Consider the following 22,965-nt stretch of genomic DNA (forward strand, 5'->3'; position numbering starts at 1 on the left):
ACAAACTATGAGCGAGTTTTCTTCTAAGAAAATTGAGTTCGTAGCCAGAGCCAAAGAAAATCGCAAATACGAAGAGCTTTCGTCATTAATAAACTCGAATACCGATTGTGACTTAGGGTCATTAACCTTATTAAAAGATAGTAAGGTCTACCTTTATACAGGAAAACCTATACAAAATAAAAAAGGAAATCTTCATTATAGAGAGGAAATTGTACAGACTCCTTTACGGTTAATTATGACCGAAAGTAAAAACAATCGAGAGTATAAAATGGCATTTATCACCAATAACTTCGACTTGACGGCAAAGGAAATTACCGATATTTATAAAAAACGTTGGGACATAGAAGTGTTTTTTCGCTTTATAAAACAAGAGCTTAATGTAAGTCATCTAGTTTCACTAAATGAAAATGGAATAAAAGTAATGCTTTACATGACTTTAATAGCAGCAATGCTGATACTTGTATATAAGTATGCCAACAACCTTAGTTATAAAACCGCAAAAAGAAGGTTTAAAATGGAGGTCAGAAACTTGCTGATAAGAGAAATCGTAATCTTATCTGGTGGAAATCCTAATATACACTTTAAAACATAAAAATGGCCGGAATTTCTTCCGACCATGACTACCTATCGAGGTGCTTTTTTTATGTATTAACTTTTCTGTATAATTTGAGATACTTATTCTATTCTTGAAAGCTTTGGATGCAATTAAAATGAACAAGCCAAATTGTATTTCATTTTGATTATTATAAAAGCAGTTTCAATCAAAAATGGCATAAACCGCAAAGGAAGCCAGCCAATGGTCTCCGCCATAATTGCCAGAGGTGACGTTTGGTAAAGTCTTTTCTAGAAATTCTTGGGATTTTTTCTCAAACCTAGCTTTAAGTGGATTGGTTCTGGCCAAAGATTTTGCGATACCCTTCATGCACCACGCTCTACTCAGGCTCAAGCCATCTAGATGCACAATTTGGAAATCAGTTCTATCTGATACCACTGGCATTTTGAGGATATTTTCAATAGATTTTGGTTCCAAAAAAGATTTAAACCAACCTTCAAATTCCCGTGGAGGCATTATTCTTCTCATCAAATCGGCGATTTCTAAGTTTGGCGAAAGAAAATCCGATCCGTCTGGCTCAAGATACGCGGGAGCATTTTTTTGTTCGTAATAAAACTCATTTGCTTTAGATATTACAGCCATTTCGAAAGTTTCGTTTTTGGTGGCGATTGCCCAATCCAGAGCAAAGCAAAGCCCAAAAGCGGTATTTGGGTGTACGCCTGTACGGTTGGGGTAGGTTTGTTTGGGTAAAAACTCCGTCCAAATTCTAACAATTTCTTTGGTGAGCGGCTGTAGGTTTTGGTGCCATTTTTTAGCCATTGGGTCGTTCCAAGTCAATAATTCTTGGTCGAGTTTGAGTAACCATGCCCAGCCGTAGGTTCTTTCAAAGGTTTTGGTGGTTTTGTATTTTGTGAAATACTCAGCTTCAGTCTTTATTTTTTCAGGTTTAAAACTGTTTTCTAAGGTTTTGATAATCTTGGCTTTATCTTTTATTTCTGGAAAGGTTTTAAGGAGTTTTATCAACATCCAATGGCCATGTACACTGGAGTGCCAGTCAAGGCAACCATAAAAACTGGGATGTAAATCAGAAGGCAGCATTTTGTGGTCGGCTGCTCCGTCTGAACTGTGCCCCGTTTTATTCGGAAACTCTTGAGTTATGCAGTGAAGTGGCAACGAAGCCAGTTTTTCAGCCGTTTCTTGCGTAAAGAGTGGGTTGGTTTGGGAATAGGAATTGGTCATTGCCGAAACAAGAAGCAGGAGGATTTTGACTGTTGTTTTTAGAATTTTCATGCTAAATATTGGTTGATATTAATGTAGTATTAGTTAAAGATTAAATACAAAATACATACCATAACAAAACTCGCAACTCCTTGCAAGCCAGTCAGTAAAGTATGTGTTTTGAATGCGTCTTTTTGGCTGATTCCCGTAAACTGGGAAACTACCCAAAACCAAGCGTCGTTGGCATGTGAAACTACCATGGCACCGCTTCCGATGGCCATTAATAATAAAGTAAGTTCGAAGGGTTTTACGAAACCGACAGAAATCAAAATAGGTGCTAAAAGGCTTGAGGTCAATACCATGGCTGAAGTGGTTGAGCCTTGTGCTGTTTTGAAAAAGGCAGCTATTAAAAACGCAAAAAGCAAGAATACTAAGCCTGAACTTTGATTATTCATGAGCCAATCTGTCATCATTTGTTTGAGAGACGTTTCCTTTAAAACTGCCCCAAAGGCTCCACCAGCACCCACCAAAACTAAAGTAGTTCCGCAATGGTTTATGCCACTTTTGAAACATTCCAAAAGCCTTTCTGCTGGTTTTTCGGGAAAAAGAAAATAGGAAAGAAATATGGCGAGTAAAAATGATATCAGCGGACTACCTATAAAACTCAGCCATGTGGTAATTTGCTCAGGAAACTCCAAAATTTTTGCGAACGAGGCTAGTGAAATAAGAATAATGGGCAATAAAATGGGCATGAAGGCCAGCCAGGCGGGTGGTAGTTTTTTGTATTCTGGTGTTTCGGTAATCTCTTCATCATCAGTAATTAAAACCAGTTCTTTGGCGAATTTGTTGGCAAACCAAGTAGATAGAAATAAACTAGGAATAGATACCACGAGTCCAACGATAATCACCAAGCCTATAGAATCTGAAATGTTTAAACTTCCCGCCGCCGATAAGGGTCCGGGAGTAGGAGGGACCAGTGTATGCGTGGCAAAAAGTCCTCCAGAAAGCCCAATGGCAATGGTGCCGAGCGGAACTTTAGATTTTTGAGCGACTATTTTGTTGAGTTTGGACAGAATGATAAAACCTGAATCGCAAAAAACTGGAATACCCACCAAGGCTCCAATGACCGACATTGCGAAGGTCGGATATTTTTTTCCAAAAGAGTCAATAATCAAATCGGCTACTTTTACGGCCGCACCAGATTTATCCAAAATAGCACCAATTACACAGCCCAAAATCACCATTAGACCTATTTTGGTCATTAAATCGCCAAATCCCTTGCCGATGGTTTCTGCTAGCTTGTCGATGGGCAGCCCAGCCGAAATACCCACAAAAAGTGCTGCAATAAGTAATCCAGCCAAAGGGTGAATTTTGAAAACGGTGGAAGAAAGTACAATGAATGCTATTGCAATCAGGACTATGAGAAGAATCATTTAAGGTTGGGTATTTTTGAAATACTAAGATGACAATATTTGGTGGCAAAGCCAAGAATTAATGTGGTTTTATAATTTCTTTTACCATTTTGCTTCTATCCAAACCACAATAAACATGGCCAAACAGATGAGTAAACGCAACCAATCAGGTAGGATTTCAGACTCGTCATTGCGTTCAGATTGTTCGCCATTTTGAATCGTGTTGTAGGAATTCAGGATGTTTTTTGTTTGCACAAAGTATTGGTCAGCAGTAGAAACTTCATTTACAAATACTTCTAAACTGTCATTGATGGTTTGCCAGTTGGCTTTTCTAAATACATATTTGCCGATACTTGTATATTCGTTTATTGGAGATGTTTTGGTATAAATGGTATCGCTTTTTGTTTTGAAAATGTCCTGAGCTTTTTCGAAATTATTGAATCTTAAGGTCGTAAATTGATTTTGAAGGATGGGAGCTTTTATCTCAATGTTGTTTTTCCGAACTGGCTGTAAAAATTGTAGTACACTTCCCCAAATATTGCGATAAGTAATACTATCGCCAGATAAGAGTAAAGGGTAAGTTTCCGAAATCAAACTTACACCCACTCGTTTTTGAGAAATAGCAATCGGCCATTTGCTGAGTTTCTGTTGACTTTTACTCTCTTTAAAAACAAATGGTAAAGCTATCAAGTCGTTAGGCAGTTTTGATTCACTTTCAGTACTAATTCTTTGTAATGCAAAACCCTCTCCGAAGGATTTATTGACCACTGATATATCTTTTTCGTTCAAGTTGTATAGAAAAACGCCGCCTCCGGCTTTTAAAGTTTTGGAGCAGGTTGGATTGCCTAGTCTTGCTGGAGTGGCAAAAACTAAGTTATAGGCGTTTGTTTTGGTTTGATTTATATTGGTTTTACTCTGGGTATTTTTGCTCACTGCTGTTTCGACATCTACCGTGTGTCCATTTTTTCCGAGCCATTCCGAAAGCATTTTGGTTTCAAAATCCGGGTTCTCGGCTAAAACTAGGATTTTAAGCTTTGGTGTTGGCCGAGAATAGTATTTTATTTCACGAATCATCTCACCATTCAAATCCAGATTGACGTTTGTTTTGCCAACCGAAAACGATGGAAATGAGAGCGAGAAAGTTTGAACACCTTTTTCAAGTTTCACACTGTCAAGTGTTTGTGTTCCAAATTTTAACTTAAGTGTGCTCGGTTCTTCTAAATCTATCAGTCCGTTAATTTCCTGGGTTTCATTTTGGAAAAGTACAGCCCGCCAGCTGAGGTTTTGGATTTCGTTTTTCTTGAATTCAGGATAAAACTGGACGTTTTTGCCTGACAATTGCGTTAAAAACTCTGCAGTGAATTTCTGGCCTAACAAATTGATTTGTAGATTCTTCTCTTGAAATTCTTTTTCGTATTTAGTTGGAGAAATTACCGTTTCTAATGCTAGGCTATCTTTGATTTTTTCTAGAAATTGGTCTGAAATTTGGCTATCGCTTATGCCTAATTTATCTAGATTTCTATTGTTTTTAGTTTTAGGTGGAAATATCAACAATACGAATGACAACCAAAGCAAAACATTGATAATGAGTTTGGTGTATTTCCTTTTTTGGTTTTTATGACGAAATATCCAATATAATTGTAGGGCTAACAGTATTATTAGCAATGCAATGAGGACAATATTTTGCGTTTTTTCGGTCAATTTATTTCAAATGTTTTCTAAAAGCCATCTCCAGTGCTTTGTTATTCGTAGTGGTCTTTCCATCTTTGTTTTTTTGGTTTTCGAAATTTAAAACGGCCAATAGGCTCGTTTTTAAATTCTCTTTTTGCTGCTTTGTCACCATCTTGGTGTTTATGATGGCTTGTATGTCTCTTATAATAAGACTTTTGATATTGGGAAGTTCAGACAAAGCTTGGCCGAGACGAAGCATTTTTTGCTTATCGGTGTTGTCAATTTTTTCTTTTTCAAGAATATCAATAATAGAGGCGGCCAGGAGACGAGTTTCTGCCTCAAAAAATTCTTTACTAATGGTTTGTTTTGCATTGAATTTTGTCAACTCGCCCGTAAGTCGTTTTTCTTTTTCTTTGATGGGAGGTGGGTCAAATCCAGTTTTCTTTACATATACCCGGGCTTTTTGTTGTGCCTCTTTTAAATAGGCAAGTGCCTTATTTTCAAATGGTAATGCTTTCTCTGGTTCGTAAAGTCTCAAGTGAAGTTCCGACTGCCACATTTGTTCTAAGGCCATTTTGAGTAAACTTCTTGTTGATTGTTCATAGAAAGTGTTCGTCTCGGCGTCGTCATGCGAATGCACATATTCGGCCATTAGGGCAGCTAATGGATCCTGATTGGAGTTCGGATTTTCAATAGCGTGTGTATGCTCCTGTCCATGTTGTTCGTGCTCGTGGTTGTCTTCCTGTTCTTCGGAGTCATGGGCATGCACAAAACCCTTCATAAAATCTCCATCTTCCTCTTCATGCGGGGCAGCTCCGATGCTATTTTCAAATTCCTCTCCCAAATATTGGCCGTATCTTAATCTGAGTACTTTTTGGTCATAGCCGATTTCGTTAGATTCAGAATTAAATACTGCTGGTTTAATCTTGTTGCGTTTTTTGATTAGTTTCTCGGTATCGATGATTATTTGCCTTTGGCTTCTAAAATACTCCGGCAAAATATTCATGGCCATTGTGGCTAAATCTGACTCGTCCTTGGAGGCGGTATCTTTAAAGACCACAAAGTAAGTGTCTGATTTTGTGAAGTTTGGCTCGGGTGTTTTGTTGTCAAATGCCGCCCAGTAATAGTAAAGTTCGTCTCCTGGACTGAAGTTTAGAGCTTTCAAGTCTATATTTTTTGAGATATTGGCTTCATGAAAATTGGTGCTTCCCACTGGCCATTTTACTTCTCTGAATTTTACGTTTTCGCCAGAACCACGAGCCACAGTGGCTACGATAAAGGCTTGGCTGACCTTAAAATCGTCCGATATTTTTGCCTGAATTTGTATATTTTTCGGGTCTTTTAGCTGATGAAATTTGTAGAGTTCTTTTGACGTAGGTTCTATTTTAGGTGGATTATCAGGAAGAGCCTCGATTCTGTAAAATGCTGATTGGTAGATTAATGAGTCTTTTTTGTATGCCTTAATGGAATAAAAGCCACTGTGTAAAATTTGGTCAGAATGTGTAAAGATGCCTCCATTTCGTTTGAAAACTATACTTTTTCCTTTTGCATTTTCTATAGTTACGGTAATGTTTTCGGCATTCTCAAACTTTACTGTCCAAACTAACCTTGAACCCGTAATGACTTCGGCGTTTAAATTTTCGGATACCTTTTTCGGCAAACCTGTATATTGGGGAGGATTTATCTGTAATGTCGAGCCTTTGTATTGTGCCTGTTTTGGCCCAGAAGTTTTTATTTCTGAGTCAAGTATTTTTTCTATTGATTGGGTAGAGTCTTTTATTTTTTTAGGGATAAATGAGAAGGCCGAGCTTAAAATAGCAAAGAGAAATAATACCCAAAAAGCTTTATCCAGCTTCAAAGGGACTTGGATTTTGGTTTCCAAAATTCTCTCTATTTGCATTTCTTCAGCAATATTCAGTTTCGGTTTTTCAATCAGAGCCAAACTGTGTTCAAGCTGTGGATTGTGCTTATGTATGAAATTTTTGGCCAGCTCGTTTTTCTTTTTCCAAGCCTTAAAGAATACGCTCGAAATGAAGAATCCAATGATGGAAATAGATAATGAAATTCCAGATTTACCCACCAAATAGAACGTCAAAAAATACAATGCAATAGCCACAAAAATGCACTTTAGGATGTCTATCAGCAACATTCTAAGGGATACTTTTGAAACTATGTTATTGAGTCTATTCATTTGTTATTTTTAAGCGAAATCCAACGTTCTATCAGCACTACTCCTAGGAATAGCATGCACAAGTATTTGTCAATGAGTGTTTTATCTTTGTGGTTTATAATGGTTTTTTCTTTGAAAATGTCTTTTAATTGCTGCTTGCTCAAATGATTATTCGGTGAAACCATTTGGTAGTGTTCTAGAAGAACTTCAAGTATTTGGGTGGGTAATTCCGCCCGAAATACATTTCCCGAGTTTGGGTTTTCATCGAGTGTAATCACATTTTTGGCATTACTTTGTAATCCGTTTGTCAAGATTATTAAATCGGCATTTTTGTATTTAGTGGCTCCATTTCCGATGGCAAGCTCAGGATTGTTTTTGTCATAAATAAAAGGAAATCCATAAACTTCTTTGATGGCTTCAAAAGCCGCATTAATGCTTTTGTTTTCTAAAGGATTGCTTGTTTCTATAGCTACTTTAATCTCTGCTTTTTCAAGAATTTTTTTAGAAGGTTTTGTGGAGCTCCTTATAAGTTTGTGCTCCTCATTTAAATAAATATATTCATTAGTAGCTAATACTTTAGCTCCATCTTTTTGGGTTTTGTTGGAGAAATTGATTTCAGAGAATTTCGGTGAAAACACATTGGGGTTTTCTTTGAAGTCTATATCATTTGGTACGTAAAGGATAATTTTACTTTTCGATAGATTTAAATCCTTTGCTTTTGAAATACTTTGTAAATCAGTCAATTGTATATCTTTTTCTTCAAAGTCAGTGTCTATTTCACTAAGTTTTTGTTCTAAATTATCAATGAAATAAACGGATTCTTTTTTATTGAATGCTTCATTTATTTCGAATTTAAATTCATTTACTGTCGCTTTATTTTTTGCCAGAATATGGATTTTCTCCAATTGGGTAGTATCGTTTTTTTGCCAAAAATCTATTAGAGGTTTGGCTATTATCAAAACCAAAATGACAAATGCTAAAATCCTTAAAATGAGTAACAAAAGATCTTCAAATCTGAATCCCTTAGCCTTTAGTTTTTGGCTTTCTACCAACCATTTCATTGCTGCCCAATCTACATTTCTTGCCTGTTTTTGATTCCAGAAATGTATCAAAATCGGGGCGGCGATGGCTGCCAATCCCCAAAGTATATTTGGGTTTATTAGCTCCATTTTAGCATTTTTAGTGAATTTTTGAGAACTTCTGCTACAGGATCATTGAGTTGACATCTAAAGAAATTTACATTTTCAATTTTTAGCTCACTTTCGAGTTCGTCAAGATATGCGTTGAATGATTTCAAGTAAGCGTTTCTGGTTTCATTGGGACTAAGTTCTTTATCTTTTCCAGTTTCTAAATCCCGAAATTTTATAACCCCCTCCCAATCAAAGTTAACTTCCTTTTCGCCCAATATTTGATAGAGTAGAATCTGCTTTCCAGGCCTAGACCAACGATTTATCAGTTCGTAGAATTCGTTGTCGGTTTGAAAAAAGTCTGAAGCAAAAATGAGTAATTCCTTATTTTTGGACTGAAACTCAGGGAAATTTACTTTTTCAAAGCTCCAGTTTCCTACCGCCTTGGCGTTCTCTAGGCCGTATAATATTTTTTGAAAACTCTGTTTTCCTTGACTCGCCAGCAGTTCGAGTTTGCCATTTTTTAATGCAAAAAGATTCATTTCATCGTTCTGCTTAAATCCCAAATAGGCAAAAGATGCCAGCAGAATTTTGGCGAAATATAATCTTGAGACACTATTTTCGGTGTAGTTCATAGAACCTGAAAGGTCTATGATAAAATTTATGGTGAGCGTACTTTCAGTTGCTGATTCTCTTACTTGGTGTTTCTCTGTACGTGCAAACAGTTTCCAATCTATACTTTTGGGGTCGTCGCCTGGTCTATAATGTCGGTATTGCTCAAACTCAGCCCCAGTGCCTGACCTTTTGCTATTGTGCAGCCCAAGTACGACCAGGTCACTCACCAATTTGGCGGCGAGCTGTAGGTTATTGACTTTTATGAGGTCTTGGGCAAGCGACATAGATATTGGGTAAAATCGATTTCTTTAAGATTTTATTAGATTTTTGACCACATCATCGGTGCTGATTCCTTCTGCTTCTGCTCTAAAATTAAGCGATATTCTGTGGCGTAAAACAGGAAATGCGAGCGTGTGAATATCCTCAGGAATTACCGAGAACCTGCCTTTTATAACCGCCCGAGCTTTGGCACAAAGTATCAGGGCTTGACCTGCACGGGGACCAGCCCCCCATTCGCACCATTTTTTGACAAACTCGGAATTACTGTTCTGTGGGCGTGAATTTCTGACCAAATTATTTACTTCTACAATTAGGTTGTCGTCAATGTGTACTTGGCGAGTAAGTTTTTGGAGAGCTATGATGTCCTGACCAGTAAATACGCTTTCTATTTTGTTTTTACGCTCAGCAGTCGTCGATTTTAATACTTCAAGTTCCTCGTTTTCAGATGGATAATAGAGTTTTATAAACAGTAAAAACCTATCCAACTGGGCTTCTGGCAATGGATAGGTACCAGATTGCTCTATAGGATTTTGGGTGGCGATGATTAAAAAAGGCTTGTCCAAATCGTAATTTACACCTCCATAAGTCACTTTGTATTCTTGCATCGCCTCCAAAAGGGCGGCTTGAGTCTTGGGTGGGGTACGGTTTATTTCATCCGCTAAAACTATGTTGGCAAACAAAGGTCCTTTGTTGAATTTGAAGAATTTTTTACCTGTATCATGGTCTTCTTCTAATATCTCGGTACCAATAATATCTCCTGGCATAAGGTCTGGCGTGAATTGGATTCTTTTGAATTCCATTTCTAAAGCTTCAGATATGGTCTTCACCATCAATGTTTTGGCGAGTCCCGGCACACCTTCGAGTAAACAATGTCCGCCCGCCAAAAATGCGATCAAAATTTCCTCAATCACCTCATTTTGGCCAACTATGACTTTTGCTATTTCTTTTTTCAGAAGGGGCAGTTTCTCTACCAGCGATTTGTATTGTTCTTTGGTTTCCAATTTATTCTAATGTGTTAATGCATAATTAATGATATTCACACCAAATTTGGTGTTGTCTTCGGCCAGCCAGCGTTTGTTTCTAAAGTCGTAGTCCCATTCGCAGCCGTAGTCTTTGTTTGAATATAAAATTCCAATTCTCCCATTCACGGTAACGGCTTTCAGGTAGTCATGTACGAGGTCATCACCCCAGCCATTGAGTTCAAAACTGGTGGTAGGTGGACCTTCGAACTCAAAAAATGACTTATAGATTTGATGCGTATTGGGTATTTTTTGCAATGCTTTTTGTCCAAAAACTCTACCGATTTCTTGCTCGAACGATTTGGCAAAAAGTCCGTCTATGTCGTGATTGCAATCATCTACGAACAGAAAACCGCCGTTTTGAATGTATCTGTGCAGGTTATCCCTTTCAAGGCTTGAAAATTCCACCAATTTATGACCACTCAGGTAACAAATAGGGCTTCTGAAAAGGTTTTTGTCGGTTAAGAAAATGGTTCTTTCCTTTTCGTCAATCGGTATGGTGGTATATTCAACCAGCGAATTCAACAGGTTGCTGGGCATACGCTGATCGGTATCCCAGTCGCCGGAGTTATATTGAATACGAGTAAATACGAAAGGTTTCAAGTTTGCTTTTTCAGATGAATTAAAAAACTACACAATTTATGCAAAAAGGCTCAGTTTTTCGCCAAAAACTTGACCAACGGAGTCTAAATGACGACAAATTCTGTTTTTTGTTGCTTTTTTTATGGAAAAAACAAAACTCAATATTTCAGTAATAGTGCTATTTTAGTTAGATATGAAAGGGGTGTGGCTGTCGTAATGGTGGTTTTTGTCTAGAAAGTTCACCTTGAAGTGTTCGGAATCAACCTTAATATTTGTTAATAAATTACCCTGAATTATTTCCAAAGTTTTTTTAAGCAAGGTTTCGTTCTGATTACCGATTGGATAATAAGGCAGAATGTCGTCATGAATTAGGAAGTCAGGGATAAATCCTTCTTTTCGGCCATAGTATGATTCTCCTTTGGAATTTTCGAGGGTTGAATAGGCGGGCATTATTACAAAAGGAAATTTACCCGTTTCGTCTGTAATTATGGTTGATATTACATTTTTTCCCAAAGTATTTTCTCCAATCAATATCACCTCCATTTTGGTTTTGAGACAGTTGATGACCAATTCGGACGACGATGAAGTTGATTTTGAGGTGATGATATAAATGCGATTCAATGTGTTTAGATTTGCGGACTCGTTTGTCCAATTTCTGCCGTCTTTGTTGCCGTCGGGTTTGCTTTGAGCTTCAAGAGTTTGTGCTTTGTTGGCATGTCCCCCAAACATTTTCTCGTTGGGATTTAGGTTTTTAACAATCAGAGAACCCACAACTTCCGCGTTCGGAGTAAACCCACCAGGATTAAATCTTAAATCTAGAATTAGTTCGTCTATTTTTTGGGCTTTAAAATTATTGAATACTGCTCGGAGGTCATTGTCTATTTCGTGCAAAAACTGAGTAAACGCGAAATAGCCAATTTTCTTCTTTTCTATTTCTATCACTCGTGTATCATAAATGGGCTTTACTCGGTAGCTCGATTTTGCAATGGCCGCCGTTTTTAGTTCATTCGAAGTGGTTTGCCAAGTGATATTTATGTTTAGTTTTTCTAGTAAACCCGAAAGATTGCCTTCTGTGATGTTGTTTCCATCTATTTTTTGAATGATATCGCCTCGGTAAAGACCGGCTTTTTCGGCAGGGCTTTGTTGAGAAACCAATGAAACTGCCAAATAAATATTTTCTTTTGTAGGATCTGGTTTGTAAGGTCTAAACCTGAATCCGTAGCCGTAGGGAGTGCCTAGCCAGAAATTCAGCACATCGTCTTTGTTGCTTTTCATATACGAAAACCAGTCTTGGTTATCATTTATGAGTGATTTGTAATATTTTACGGGTTCTAAATACTTGTCAGTTTTGGCCTCTGTTGGCATGGTTTCTTCCCAAAGATAGTATTTCTTCATTTGGGTATATATCCAATTGTTTTCTTTTAAAAACTTTGAAGGAGTTACATTAGAGGTAGAATCTTTGGGGTTGTTGGTGGGATTGATATCTATGGTTTTTTTGCTGCAAGACATAAATCCAATCAGCAAAAAAGCTAATGATGTTATTATAAAATGGCGGTGCATTTATTTAGTTTTTTATTAGTTTATAGCTCTCTGGTTCTTTGGAGATGAAATTTACGAATAATTGGTTCGCACTTCAAAGAAAAACTACTTTTTCGGAGATTTTGACTTTTAGGATTATGCTTTTTCGTTATTTATTGACCAAATTAATATTAATTGGGTCAATATAATGACTGAATTACTATTAATTGGGTCAAGATATGTAAAAAAAACTCTTCTAAACTATAAAGCTCAGATAGTTTTCTTTGTTTATGGTTTGAAAACTTGCATCGGGATAAGCAGTGGCGAATGCACCTGGGATTTTGCCAACCTTAGTTCCAAACTTAAACTCGAATGCAGCTATTTCTCCATCTTTGGTTTCCAAACAATCTATTTCTTGCTGATCATATGTTCTCCAAAAATACATTTCTTTGTTAACTCTTACGTATTCATTCTTTTTTAGCCTTTCTGCTATGAGGTAGTTTTCCCAAAGCTCCCCTGTATCATTTCTCAAATTTATGGCTTTGAAATCATTTATAATTGCATTTCGGATTCCATTATCCCAAAAATACCACCTTGATGTTTTGGTTATTTCTTTTCTAAGATTTTTGCTGAATCCCGTTATTTTTTTTAAAACAAATACTTTCTCTAATAGGTCAAGATATTTTTCTATTGTGTTTTTGCTCATGCCCAGTTGGGTGCCCAGTTCATTCAATGATACCTCTTTACCCAATTGAAAAGCAATGAGTTTTAACAAATCATATATTTTGGAGGCATTCCGAATACCTTCTAGGCTAAGAATATCTTTCAGTAAATAAGCGTTGACAAGGTCTTTGAGATATTCTTCTTTTCTTTCAAAGCCCACAAGGTTAATTACCTCAGGATAACTGCCAAAAATCAGCCTTTCATCTTTGTTTTTCATGGTTTCCAAGATGTTTTCTTGCATGGAGATTTCTAGCTGAGCAACCGGATACATTTCATGCCAAAATGCTCTTCCAACCAAAGGTTCACCGAGTTTGTTGGTGAGGTCGAAAGCAGAAGAACCGCTGGCAATGATTTTTAAATGCGGTAATTCATCAACAATTATTTTTAGAATTTGGCCGATTTGTGGTATCGCCTGTGCTTCGTCAATAATAACGAGCTGAAACCCCTCAAAAAGATTTCTGTAGTTGTTAAGGTTTTTTGTTTCTAAAATTTCTTGAACCTCTGGAAGTTCACCGTTTAGCCATAAGTAACTCACATTCTGCTCATTTGCTATTTTCTTAAGCAGGTAGGTTTTGCCAACTCTTCTTGCTCCATAAAGTATGTTTACTTTGCCTGGTTCTAAGAAACTGATGATGCGACTTTCGATTTTTCGTATAATTTCCATATCACTACTCTTTGTACAAAAGTAGCAACGTTTTTCAATAAATAATTATAAATTGACCAAATTAATGTTAATTGGGTCAACATAATGACTGAATTACTATTAATTGGGTCATTAGGTTAGTTTATTGGAAACAAAAAAAGGCAAGACTCCAACGAGTCTCGCCTTTAATGAAAGCTACATTTATCGTTTCTTAAACCGCATCACTCAAGCTAGAGAAAGTAAACTCTCTGATTTTCATCGGAGGAATCATGTAGTTTTGGTTTGATTCCGTACTCACCACTCTTTCAGAAACACCCAGTGTTTCTAAGTTATTGAGCATGATGATTGGGCTTTCGTTAAACCTCAAATTTTTGATTGGATGTTTTATTTTTCCGTCTTCAATGTAAAAAGTTCCGTCCCGAGTAAGACCTGTCAATAAGAGTGTTTGTGGGTCCACTGGTCTGATATACCAAAGTTTCGTAACCAATATACCTCTTTTGGTACTTTTTATCATTTCTTCTAGGCTTGCTTTTCCTCCTTCCATAATCATGTTGTTAGGAAAGGGCACTGGTTTTACACCTTTTTGCTTGGCCCAATAAATAGAGTAGGCCAAGTTTTTAACGACACCTTTGTCAATCCATTTGAGTTTTTGTTGAGCTTGACCATCGCCAGACCATGGAGAGGCCGGAAGCTCAGGATGAGTGGGGTCGGAGTAAAAAGTAACGGCTTCGTCCACTATTTTTTCGCCGAGTTTTGTTTTGCCACCAGGTTTACTGAAAAACGAACGGCCTTCGTCTGCACTGCGTGCATCCATACCAAAGAAGATATTCTCCAATAATACCGCAGCCGCTGTAGGTTCAAGAATAACAGTGTATTTGCCTGGTTCTATGGCTTGTGCACTAGCCGAAGCTTTAGCCTTTTGAATGGCTACTCGTGTTGCTGCGGCGGTATCCAATTTATTAAAATCACTGTAGCCTTTTGCTACATAACCCGAGCCTTTACCGTCTTCGGTTCTTACGGTTAGTGAAAAGTTAACGTTGGTTGAGGCATAATAAGCAAACATGCCTTTCGAGTTCATGATGGCCGTGTAGCCGTGTTGGTCTTCCAAGAATCCGGCACCTACAAGTTTCTCATTTCGGCACAATTCCAAACTTTGAGCTACTTTGGTGGCTCTTTTGTCTGGATTAATGCTGGCTGTTGACTCAAAATATCCGTTGGCTTTCATGTAGGTCTGTGGGTCTACAAGGCCTTCGTATTCTGGATTTTCGGGTGCTAATTTTGCTAATTCTTCGGCTCTTCTTACGACCTTTTCTAGCGAAGCGTCGTCGAACTCATCTATGGTGGCAGAGCCCACTTTGTTTCCAAAAGCTGAGGTTACGGCAATATTTTTGTTTGTAAGGCCACCTGCCGTAGAGACTTCGTTTCTCGCATAACGGATGTTGCCTCTTTGCTCACCAATGATGTTTACGATACATTCGTCGGCTTTCGAATAACTCAATATCTTTTTGAGCAGGGTCTTAGCTTCTTCTTCTGTTAATATTATGTTCATTTGTTTTGTTCTTTTTTTGGTAAAAAGGAAATGTTTCGATTTGACTTAGGGCTTGACTTAGCTAATTTACCTGATTCTCCCTTCCCACTGGGGAGGGCAGGGGTGCGGCTTTAAATCTTCCTTCCTGTGTTAATTACATTTACGCCGTCAAATCTTGCAGTTGAACTACCGTGCGACACGGCACTCGATTGAGACGGTTGGCCTTTTCCATCAAAAAATGAACCTCCCAAACGATAATCTCTATCATCACAGATCTTACTACATGAGTTCCAGAACTCCTGGGTATTAGATTGATAAGCCACGTCTTTCAGCATTTCACCAATTTTGCCGTCTTTGATTTCGTAGTACAACTGACCGCCAAACTGGAAGTTATAGCGTTGCTGGTCTATTGAAAACGACCCATCGCCTATGATATAAATTCCTTTTTTTACGTCTTTTATCATTTCTTCCACTGAAAGTGGTGTTTTACCTGGTGCCAAAGAAACATTGGCCATACGCTGAAACTGTACTGACGACCAACTGTCGGCATAACAACATCCGTGGGATTCTTTTTCACCAATTATATGAGCTTGGTCACGAATAGCTTGATAGTTTACCAAAGTACCGTCTTTTACCAAATCCCATTTTTTGGTTTTAACACCCTCATCGTCCCAACCAACTGCTCCTAATGAACCAACCTGCGTTTTATCTGCAAAAAGTGTAACTTCTTTGCTGCCATAGTTGAAGTTTTTCGATTGCCACTTGTCTAACGTTGCAAATGATGTTCCAGCAAAGTTGGCTTCATAACCCAATACTCTGTCTAATTCAAGAGGGTGTCCTACTGACTCGTGAATGGTTAGCCAAAGGTGCGATGGGTCAAGAACCAAGTCATATTTGCCGGCCTCAACAGACTTGGCCGACAGTTTTGCTTTGGCTTGCTGAGCAGCAGCTCCGGCATCTTCCAGCATATCATAGCCTCTGTTGTATCTAGTTGTTACACCTGTTATTTTATCTTTTGGATTGGTTTGCAGGTATTCATAACCCATGCCCATTGGAGCACTGAGGGCATTGCGAGTTTCAAATTTACCTGATTTCGGATCGATACACGTTACATTGAAAATCGGCCAAGTACGGTGCACGTCTTGGTCAACATAGCTACCGTCAGACGATGCGAAGTATTTTTGTTCGTTTACTAAGAACAGAATCGAGTTGACATAGTTTGCTCCGTTTTTGATGGCGGCATCGTTTACGCCAAGAAGTAAATCAACTTTTTCCTGAATAGGCACCTCAAAAGCATTTTTAACAATTGGCGTCTTCCAGCTGACCTCGCCAAAGCCCTTTTGAGGAGCTAAGCTAACTGGCTCTTTCATCAGCTTGGCATTGGCCTTTGCTATAGCAACAGCTTCTTCGGCTGCACGAGCGGTGTCAGCTTCTGATTTAGCATCTACCACTGCTGCAAAACCCCAGCAGCCGTCGGCTATTACACGAACCCCAACTCCGTAAGACTCCGTGTTGACGATGTTTTGCACCTTGTCTTCTCTGGTAACCACAAACTGGTTGAGGTATCTACCAATACGAATATCGGTATAAGTGGCTCCTTTTGATTTAGCAGCATTTAGGGCTGCGTCGGCTAGACGTTTTTTTACGGCTACATCCATGGAGCCATTGAGCAGGGCTTCGTAGGAAACATTGTTTCCCATAACAGGAATATTGGGCAGCATGGCCGCACCGATTCCCAGACCCGATAATTGAAGGAAATCTCGTCTTTTCAAAGTAAATAGCTTTTAGATTAGAAAATGAATATGAGGTAAATATATATCAAATCAAAGATGAAAACAATGGCCGAATAGTTGCAATTGTATAAGCGGATAAAATAGGACGTTGAGAGGAGATGATTTTAAGGATTTTTAACGGAATAGGTCTCTGTAAATACTTGAACCTTTCAATTAAGGATAAAACGAAATATTATTCGCAGTAAATAGAAAGATTTCTAAATACTGTTGAATCTCAAACGATGCGAATGAAGACTAAAATTCTCGATATCTCGAAAATTCTTAAGCTCCTTTAAAGAAGCCATACTTCAGAATGCAGTAAAGGGCTCTGAAACCGTCTTTCCAGTTGATTTTTTTACCTTCTTCGTAGGTTCTGCCATAATATGAAATACCTACTTCGTAGATTCTAATACCTTTTATTCTCGATATTTTGGCAGTTACCTCAGGTTCAAATCCGAAACGCTTTTCTCTAAGAGAAAGACTTTTGAGGATTTTCGCATCGAAAAGCTTATAGCAAGTCTCCATATCTGTTAGGTTCAGATTGGTGGAGGCATTGGACAAAAACGTAAGAAGTTTATTGCCGATAGAGTGGAAAAAGAACAAAATACGGTGTGGTTTACCTCCAATAAACCTCGAACCATAAACTACATCCGCAAAACCATCAATGATAGGCTTAAGCAAAATATTGAATTCGTTGGGGTCATACTCTAGGTCGGCATCTTGTACTATTATCAAGTCGCCTTTGGCATTTTTTATACCGGTATGTATGGCTGCTCCTTTACCTTGGTTTATCTCGTGTTTGTAGTAACTGATGGTTTCGTTAGGATACTTGTTGATGAATTCCTGAATTTTACCTTCCGTGTTGTCTCGTGATGCGTCGTTTACCAGAACGATTTCTTTTTTGTAGCCACCAATCAGATTTACCTCCACTACTTTTTCAAGTATGAAGTGTACCGTTCTTTCCTCATTGAAAACAGGTATTAAAATTGATAAGGTCTTTTGGTTTTCTGAAATCATCCTTTTTTTAGTCTAAATATGCTGTAAATCAAAGTTTTGTCGTTTTCGTAGAAGTTTTTAACTAAAACTTTTTGGTAACCTTTTTTGTCAATCATTTTGTCAAAGATAATATTCATTTTTGGGTCAGCCAATTTGCTTTGAAAACTTATGAAATAGAGATTTTGGAGTTCTTTGTTTTCTAGATAATCACGATAGAAAACTTCCTCGGGATTATCCAAATAAGCCATAAGTTCTCCTTTTTGGGTTAAAAAACCACGCTTGAACTTATCCTGTTTGGTAATACAGAGCAACTGCGTACTGATGCCCCAGTCTAGCTCCACAAATTCACCCTTGACAGGTTTTACATATTCAGCGAGTTCGTTTATTTTATTGCTCCAAAAGGGATTGGGAGTTTTGTTTGTCAATGCGTAAACGTAAGTCGAAAAGTTATTAAGATTGTAGATTATGACTACTACGAAAAATAACCAACTAATTTTTGTGCCCAACAAATTGTAAACGCCATAAAATACACAAATGGTAAAAAACGGAAATAAGGTATAGAAATGCCACAGGTTTCGGGCATTTTCGACCACAAATATTTGAGCACTGATGCAAAGAATTATACATACAAAAAACAGGTAGTAGATGTCTCCATTATCGTTTTGTTTTTTCCATATTTTTCTGATAACCAGCAAAGTATAAATAATAAATACCGTGAGGCACACCTCAAATAGATAGAAGAAAGTCTGGTAAATACCCTTTGAAAGAGAGTTGTAACCAAAGGTTTCTTCTGAGATCAAATATTGAATTCTATAAAAACCGGTTCCGTCAAAAATACCTTTGCCAAAATAGTAAAACAGCTGAATTTTGGTTTTGATAAACTCCAAGTCAATGCCTATGTTCGAAGAACTAACCATGCCTGGGTTCAGCTTGTTGAAACCAATGAACAATATAAATTCGAACAAAAAAGTAAGGCCGAGGAATTTAGCGAAAGTCAGTTTTTCTTTTTTGGTTTCCAGTAAAAAAACAAGGATTAGGCTGCTAAAAAGGAGTGCATTAGAAAACCAGATAAAGTTTATTTTGTTGAAAATACCTAATGCCAATACAAGAGGTAAAAAATATAGATTTGATTGTTTTTTGCTTTGTAAGTATTTGAAAATAAGTAAAATGCTTAAAATCTTGCAAAAATACTCAATAGCAATGGGACCTACATCAGTCCTAACCATCGTTATAAAGGTGGATTCCGTAACCAGTGCCATCAAAATGAACCAAGCTAAAAGTGGCTTTTTGAAAGAGATATTGACCGCCTTGTATACCAGCAAAAGGCTTATCATACTCAGCAGTATCATTGGAATTCTGACGCTGAAGTAATTGAATCCAAAAAATTTAAAAATAGGAATGAAAATCCAAGATTTTAAGGCTCCAATGTAAGAAATAACGAAAAAAGTGATGCCGCCAATTTTGCGTGCTATGTAGGTGGTGTGGTTGATTTCGCCTAAAGAGAGATTGGCGAAAAGTATTTCATCTGTTTGTAAACCAGGCCTTTCTAAGAATAAGCTAGCCAAAGCACCGAACAATAATATAGGGAGGATGATAGAGAGATACCGCCAAATATTATTTGTCATATAAGAAGTCTTTTGTTTTGTAAATAGTGATTTTCTGAGGAAAATATCTAAAGGTAATGCGGCCAGAGCCTCAAATGTTCGTTTCCGCAGACATTTAAGAATTTCTTAAACCAAACTACAAATATATTAGGATTACTTCAAAAGTGCCAATTAATGGATACCTTAAAATAAAAAATGAGATGTAATTTGTGATTACACCTCATTTATAAAGAAAATATGCTTTTAAACCGCGTCGCTCAAACTTGAGAATGTAAAGTCTCTGATTTTGAGTGGCGGTACCAAATTTCCCGCAATTCTAACTGGTTTTCCCATTTCCTCTAAGTTATTGAGCATAATAACCGGGCTTTCGTTGAAACGGAAGTTTTTTACTGGGAACTTGATTTTTCCGTTTTCGATATAGAAAGTTCCGTCTCTGGTAAGGCCTGTGTAGAGCAATGTTTGAGGGTCAACAGCTCTGATATACCACAGTCGGGTAACCAAAATTCCTTTATCTGTGCCTTTTATCAGGTCGGCAAGCGACTTATCTCCACCAGCCATTATAAACGAATTGGGTGGTGGAGTGGCTTTTACTCCTTTTTTATCTGCCCAAAAACGCGAATAGGTCATGTTTTTAACTATACCGTTTTCTATCCAATATATTTTTTCCTGCGGACGGCCATCTTGCGAGAAAGGCGAACCAGGATTTTCGGCATTCATTGGGTCAGAGTAGATGTTTACTCTTTCGTCAAAAAGTTTCTCACCCAGTTTGGTTTCGCCTCCTTTTTTACTCAAAAAACTCCGGCCTTCATCTGCATTGCGGGCGTCCATGCTTCGCATCATGTTTTGTAGCAAATCTACAGCTGCTGCGGGTTCTAATATTACTGTGTATTTTCCGGGTTCCAAAGCTTGTGCCGAAGCCGAAGCTTTGGCTTTTTGCATAGCTATTTCGGTTACTTTTTTGGTGTTCAACAAGGACACATCGTTGAAGTCTTGGATACCATAGCCCGAACCCAAACCATCGTCAGTTCTAACGGTAATGGTGAAGTCCACCTGAGTAGCCTTGTTATAGACAAAAAGGCCTTTAGAGTTACCCATGGCCGTGAAACCGGCGGAGTCCTCCATATAACCAGCTGCCGTAAGTTTGTTTTCCCTACAGGGCAAAATGCTGTCTAAAGCCGCTTTAGCTCTTAGATTTGGATCGATTTTGGCCGTATTTTCCGAAAAAGTATTTGTATTTAAGTAAGTTTGAGGGCCGAGCATGGGCATATATTCGGAGTTCTCGGGTGCCAATCTGGCAATTTCCTCTGCTCTCCTCACCGTTTTTTCAAGAGAGGCGTCGTCAAATTCGTTGATAGTGGCAGTACCTGATTTTTTGCCATAAACTGAGGTTACCGATAAGGATTGGTTTTCGGATTCACCGCTGGTAGATACCGTGTTTCTGGCATATCGAATATTGCCCGTACGAGTGCCGCTAAGGTTTACACTCATTTCGTCGGCTTTGGAATACGCCAACACCTTATCAATGATTTTCTTGGCTTCTTCTTTAGTTAATATTTTCATTTTGTTTAAATCTATTTTTTGAAAAAGATTGAGATTTCAGGTCCGACTTTCGTCTGACCGCACATCAAATTAAATCTTTCTGCCCGTGTTAATTACATTTATACCATTGAAACGAGTAGTCGAACTACCATGCGACACCGCCGATACTTGCGAAGGTTGTCCTTTGCCGTCAAAAAACGACCCGAAAGTACGATAATCGTCTTTGTCGCATACCTGCACACACGAGTTCCAAAACTCTTGGGTGTTAGATTGATACGCCACGTCGTCGAGCATTCCTGCAATTTCTCCGTTTTTGATTTCGTAGAAAAGCTGCCCGCCAAACTGGAAGTTATAGCGTTGCTGGTCAATAGAATAAGAGCCTCGTCCGACGATATAAATTCCTTTTTCTACGCCTTTTATCATATCCAAAACGCTCAATTTGTCTTTTCCAGGAAGCAAAGAAACATTTGGCATACGTTGGAACTGAACAGAATCCCAGTTGTCGGCATAGCAACATCCGTGCGATTCTTTTTCACCCAAAATATTCACTTGGTCTCTGATAGCTTGGTAGTTTACCAATACACCGTCTTTTATCAAATTCCATTGTTTAGATGGTACGCCTTCGTCGTCGTATCCTACCGTTCCAAGAGCATTTGGCTGTGTTTTGTCAGCAACTATGGTCACGTTTTTGCTTCCATAGTTGAAGTTTCCAGTTTTCCATTTGTCTAACGTAGCGAAACTTGTGCCAGCGTAGTTGGCTTCGTAGCCCAACACTCGGTCAAGTTCTAGCGGATGACCAACAGATTCGTGGATAGTAAGACCCAAGTGGTTTGGATCGAGTACCAAGTCATATTTGCCGGCGGGTACCGACTTCGCTGTTATTTTTTCTTTGGCTTGCTTGGCAGCCATTATGGCGTCTTCCACCATGTCGTAAGAGTTTCTGTAGCCTACCAAGCCAATTGGCCCAGGTATTTTTTCAGAAGCCAAACCATCGAGGTACTCGTAACCCATGCCCATTGGGGAACTTATAGCATCGCGGGTTTTGAATTTCCCTGCGGCTTTGTCTACTGCAGTTACTGTAAATGTAGGCCATATTCTGTGAATATCTTGGTCGATATATGAACCATCAGACGAGGCGAAGTATTTTTGTTCGTTTACAAAAAATAGGTTGGAAGTAACGAAGCCAGCACCATTTTTCATGGCCTCGCCGTTTACTTTCATCAACAAATCTATTTTTTCTTGAATAGGTATCTCGAAGGCATTTTTTACGATGGGCGTTTTCCAACTTACTTCGCCTACACCTTTTTGTGGGGCTAGAATTACAGGCTCCGTCTGTATTTTGGCATTAGCTTTGGCTATAGCCACGGCTGTTTCGGCACATTTGGCTATGCCTTCTTTGCTCACATCGCTGGTGGCCGAAAACCCCCAAGTGCCATTGGCTATCACTCTGATGCCCACACCGTAAGACTCTGCGTTTACGATATTTTGAACCTTGGTTTCGCGGGTAAACAAAAACTGCTGCAAATAACGACCAATACGCACATCGGTGTAGGTAGCACCTTTGCTGCGGGCGGCATTGAGGGCAATATCCGACATTAGTTTCTTTTGGGCAGCGTCAGCGGGTGTTTCGAGGAGATGCTCTGGCGTGGTGGCGTTTCCAATAATCGGAATACCAGCACCTACCAAGGCACCCATACCGAGCCCAGAAAGCTGCATAAATTTCCTTCTATCCATCATAAGGGTTTCGTTTGGTGATAAAATTTGAATAGTAAATGTATTTATTTTTTGAAATAAAAAAACAAAAACGCTTACAAATTCTGATTTTCTGGGTATGAGGTGGCGTATTTGGTAGATAAGTGTTTATTACCAAAAAAATATTTAAAAATGAAGCATCGAAAAGCCAATAAAGTGCGTCTATATAAGTGGAATTTAATTGGGATGGTGTGGAGTTTTCACCCTGAAAAAATTAAATAACTGGGATTAGTGTAGGAATTGC

Annotated in this window: 17 protein-coding genes; 1 reads left to right on the top strand and 16 read right to left on the bottom strand. The window is 38.3% G+C overall.

Going from position 1 to position 22,965, the window contains the following annotated elements:
• On the top strand, window positions 1-592 hold a 592-nt coding region (locus tag EGI26_RS12500; RefSeq protein WP_255078772.1), incomplete at its 5' end, for a transposase.
• Between the two features lie 165 nt (window positions 593-757).
• On the opposite strand, the gene EGI26_RS12505 is transcribed toward EGI26_RS12500, so the two are convergent.
• The 16 genes from EGI26_RS12505 to EGI26_RS12580 all read right to left on the bottom strand — a co-directional run bounded on the left by EGI26_RS12505 (window position 758) and on the right by EGI26_RS12580 (window position 22,703).
• A complete protein-coding gene (locus EGI26_RS12505; protein ID WP_255078773.1) occupies window positions 758-1,843 on the bottom strand; it encodes a DUF2891 domain-containing protein in 1,086 nt (361 codons plus the stop codon).
• Window positions 1,844-1,872: 29 nt separating this feature from the next.
• Complete coding sequence (locus tag EGI26_RS12510; RefSeq protein ID WP_255078774.1) at window positions 1,873-3,204, bottom strand: GntP family permease; 1,332 nt, start codon at window positions 3,202-3,204, stop codon at window positions 1,873-1,875.
• 81 nt (window positions 3,205-3,285) lie between these two features.
• Window positions 3,286-4,884: a hypothetical protein gene (locus tag EGI26_RS12515; protein ID WP_255078775.1), complete on the bottom strand. Its 1,599-nt coding sequence runs from the start codon at window positions 4,882-4,884 to the stop codon at window positions 3,286-3,288.
• A 1-nt stretch (window position 4,885) separates the two neighbouring features.
• The gene (locus tag EGI26_RS12520) at window positions 4,886-7,045 is read right to left on the bottom strand and encodes a hypothetical protein (RefSeq protein WP_255078776.1); all 2,160 of its coding nucleotides are present in this window, start codon (window positions 7,043-7,045) and stop codon (window positions 4,886-4,888) included.
• A complete protein-coding gene (locus EGI26_RS12525; RefSeq protein WP_255078777.1) occupies window positions 7,042-8,193 on the bottom strand; it encodes a BatA domain-containing protein in 1,152 nt (383 codons plus the stop codon). The genes EGI26_RS12520 and EGI26_RS12525 overlap by 4 nt, the downstream gene beginning before the upstream one ends.
• A complete protein-coding gene (locus EGI26_RS12530) occupies window positions 8,184-9,050 on the bottom strand; it encodes a DUF58 domain-containing protein (protein WP_255078778.1) in 867 nt (288 codons plus the stop codon). The genes EGI26_RS12525 and EGI26_RS12530 overlap by 10 nt, the downstream gene beginning before the upstream one ends.
• A 24-nt stretch (window positions 9,051-9,074) precedes the next feature.
• Complete coding sequence (locus EGI26_RS12535; RefSeq protein WP_255078779.1) at window positions 9,075-10,046, bottom strand: MoxR family ATPase; 972 nt, start codon at window positions 10,044-10,046, stop codon at window positions 9,075-9,077.
• 6 nt (window positions 10,047-10,052) lie between these two features.
• A complete protein-coding gene (locus EGI26_RS12540) occupies window positions 10,053-10,667 on the bottom strand; it encodes a DUF4159 domain-containing protein (RefSeq protein WP_255036313.1) in 615 nt (204 codons plus the stop codon).
• A 162-nt stretch (window positions 10,668-10,829) separates the two neighbouring features.
• The gene (locus EGI26_RS12545) at window positions 10,830-12,206 is read right to left on the bottom strand and encodes a S41 family peptidase (RefSeq protein WP_255078780.1); all 1,377 of its coding nucleotides are present in this window, start codon (window positions 12,204-12,206) and stop codon (window positions 10,830-10,832) included.
• Between the two features lie 214 nt (window positions 12,207-12,420).
• Window positions 12,421-13,551, bottom strand: coding sequence for an ATP-binding protein (locus EGI26_RS12550; protein ID WP_255078782.1), 1,131 nt, complete (start codon window positions 13,549-13,551; stop codon window positions 12,421-12,423).
• A 190-nt stretch (window positions 13,552-13,741) separates the two neighbouring features.
• Entirely contained in the window at window positions 13,742-15,079 is a 1,338-nt protein-coding gene (locus EGI26_RS12555) for a TldD/PmbA family protein (RefSeq protein ID WP_255078784.1), read from the bottom strand.
• A 110-nt stretch (window positions 15,080-15,189) separates the two neighbouring features.
• On the bottom strand, window positions 15,190-16,830 hold the full coding sequence (locus EGI26_RS12560) for a TldD/PmbA family protein (protein ID WP_255078785.1): 1,641 nt from the start codon (window positions 16,828-16,830) through the stop codon (window positions 15,190-15,192).
• A 282-nt stretch (window positions 16,831-17,112) separates the two neighbouring features.
• Window positions 17,113-17,847, bottom strand: coding sequence for a glycosyltransferase family 2 protein (locus EGI26_RS12565; RefSeq protein WP_255078787.1), 735 nt, complete (start codon window positions 17,845-17,847; stop codon window positions 17,113-17,115).
• Window positions 17,844-19,451, bottom strand: coding sequence for a glycosyltransferase family 39 protein (locus tag EGI26_RS12570; protein ID WP_255078789.1), 1,608 nt, complete (start codon window positions 19,449-19,451; stop codon window positions 17,844-17,846). The genes EGI26_RS12565 and EGI26_RS12570 overlap by 4 nt, the downstream gene beginning before the upstream one ends.
• Before the next feature lie 222 nt (window positions 19,452-19,673).
• Entirely contained in the window at window positions 19,674-20,990 is a 1,317-nt protein-coding gene (locus EGI26_RS12575; protein ID WP_255078790.1) for a TldD/PmbA family protein, read from the bottom strand.
• A 69-nt stretch (window positions 20,991-21,059) separates the two neighbouring features.
• Window positions 21,060-22,703 (bottom strand): TldD/PmbA family protein, encoded by a 1,644-nt coding sequence (locus tag EGI26_RS12580; protein WP_255078791.1) that lies wholly within the window; start codon window positions 22,701-22,703, stop codon window positions 21,060-21,062.
• Window positions 22,704-22,965: the final 262 nt, after the last annotated feature.

The organism is Lacihabitans sp. CCS-44, assembly GCF_024343735.1.
GTDB lineage: Bacteria > Bacteroidota > Bacteroidia > Cytophagales > Spirosomataceae > Leadbetterella.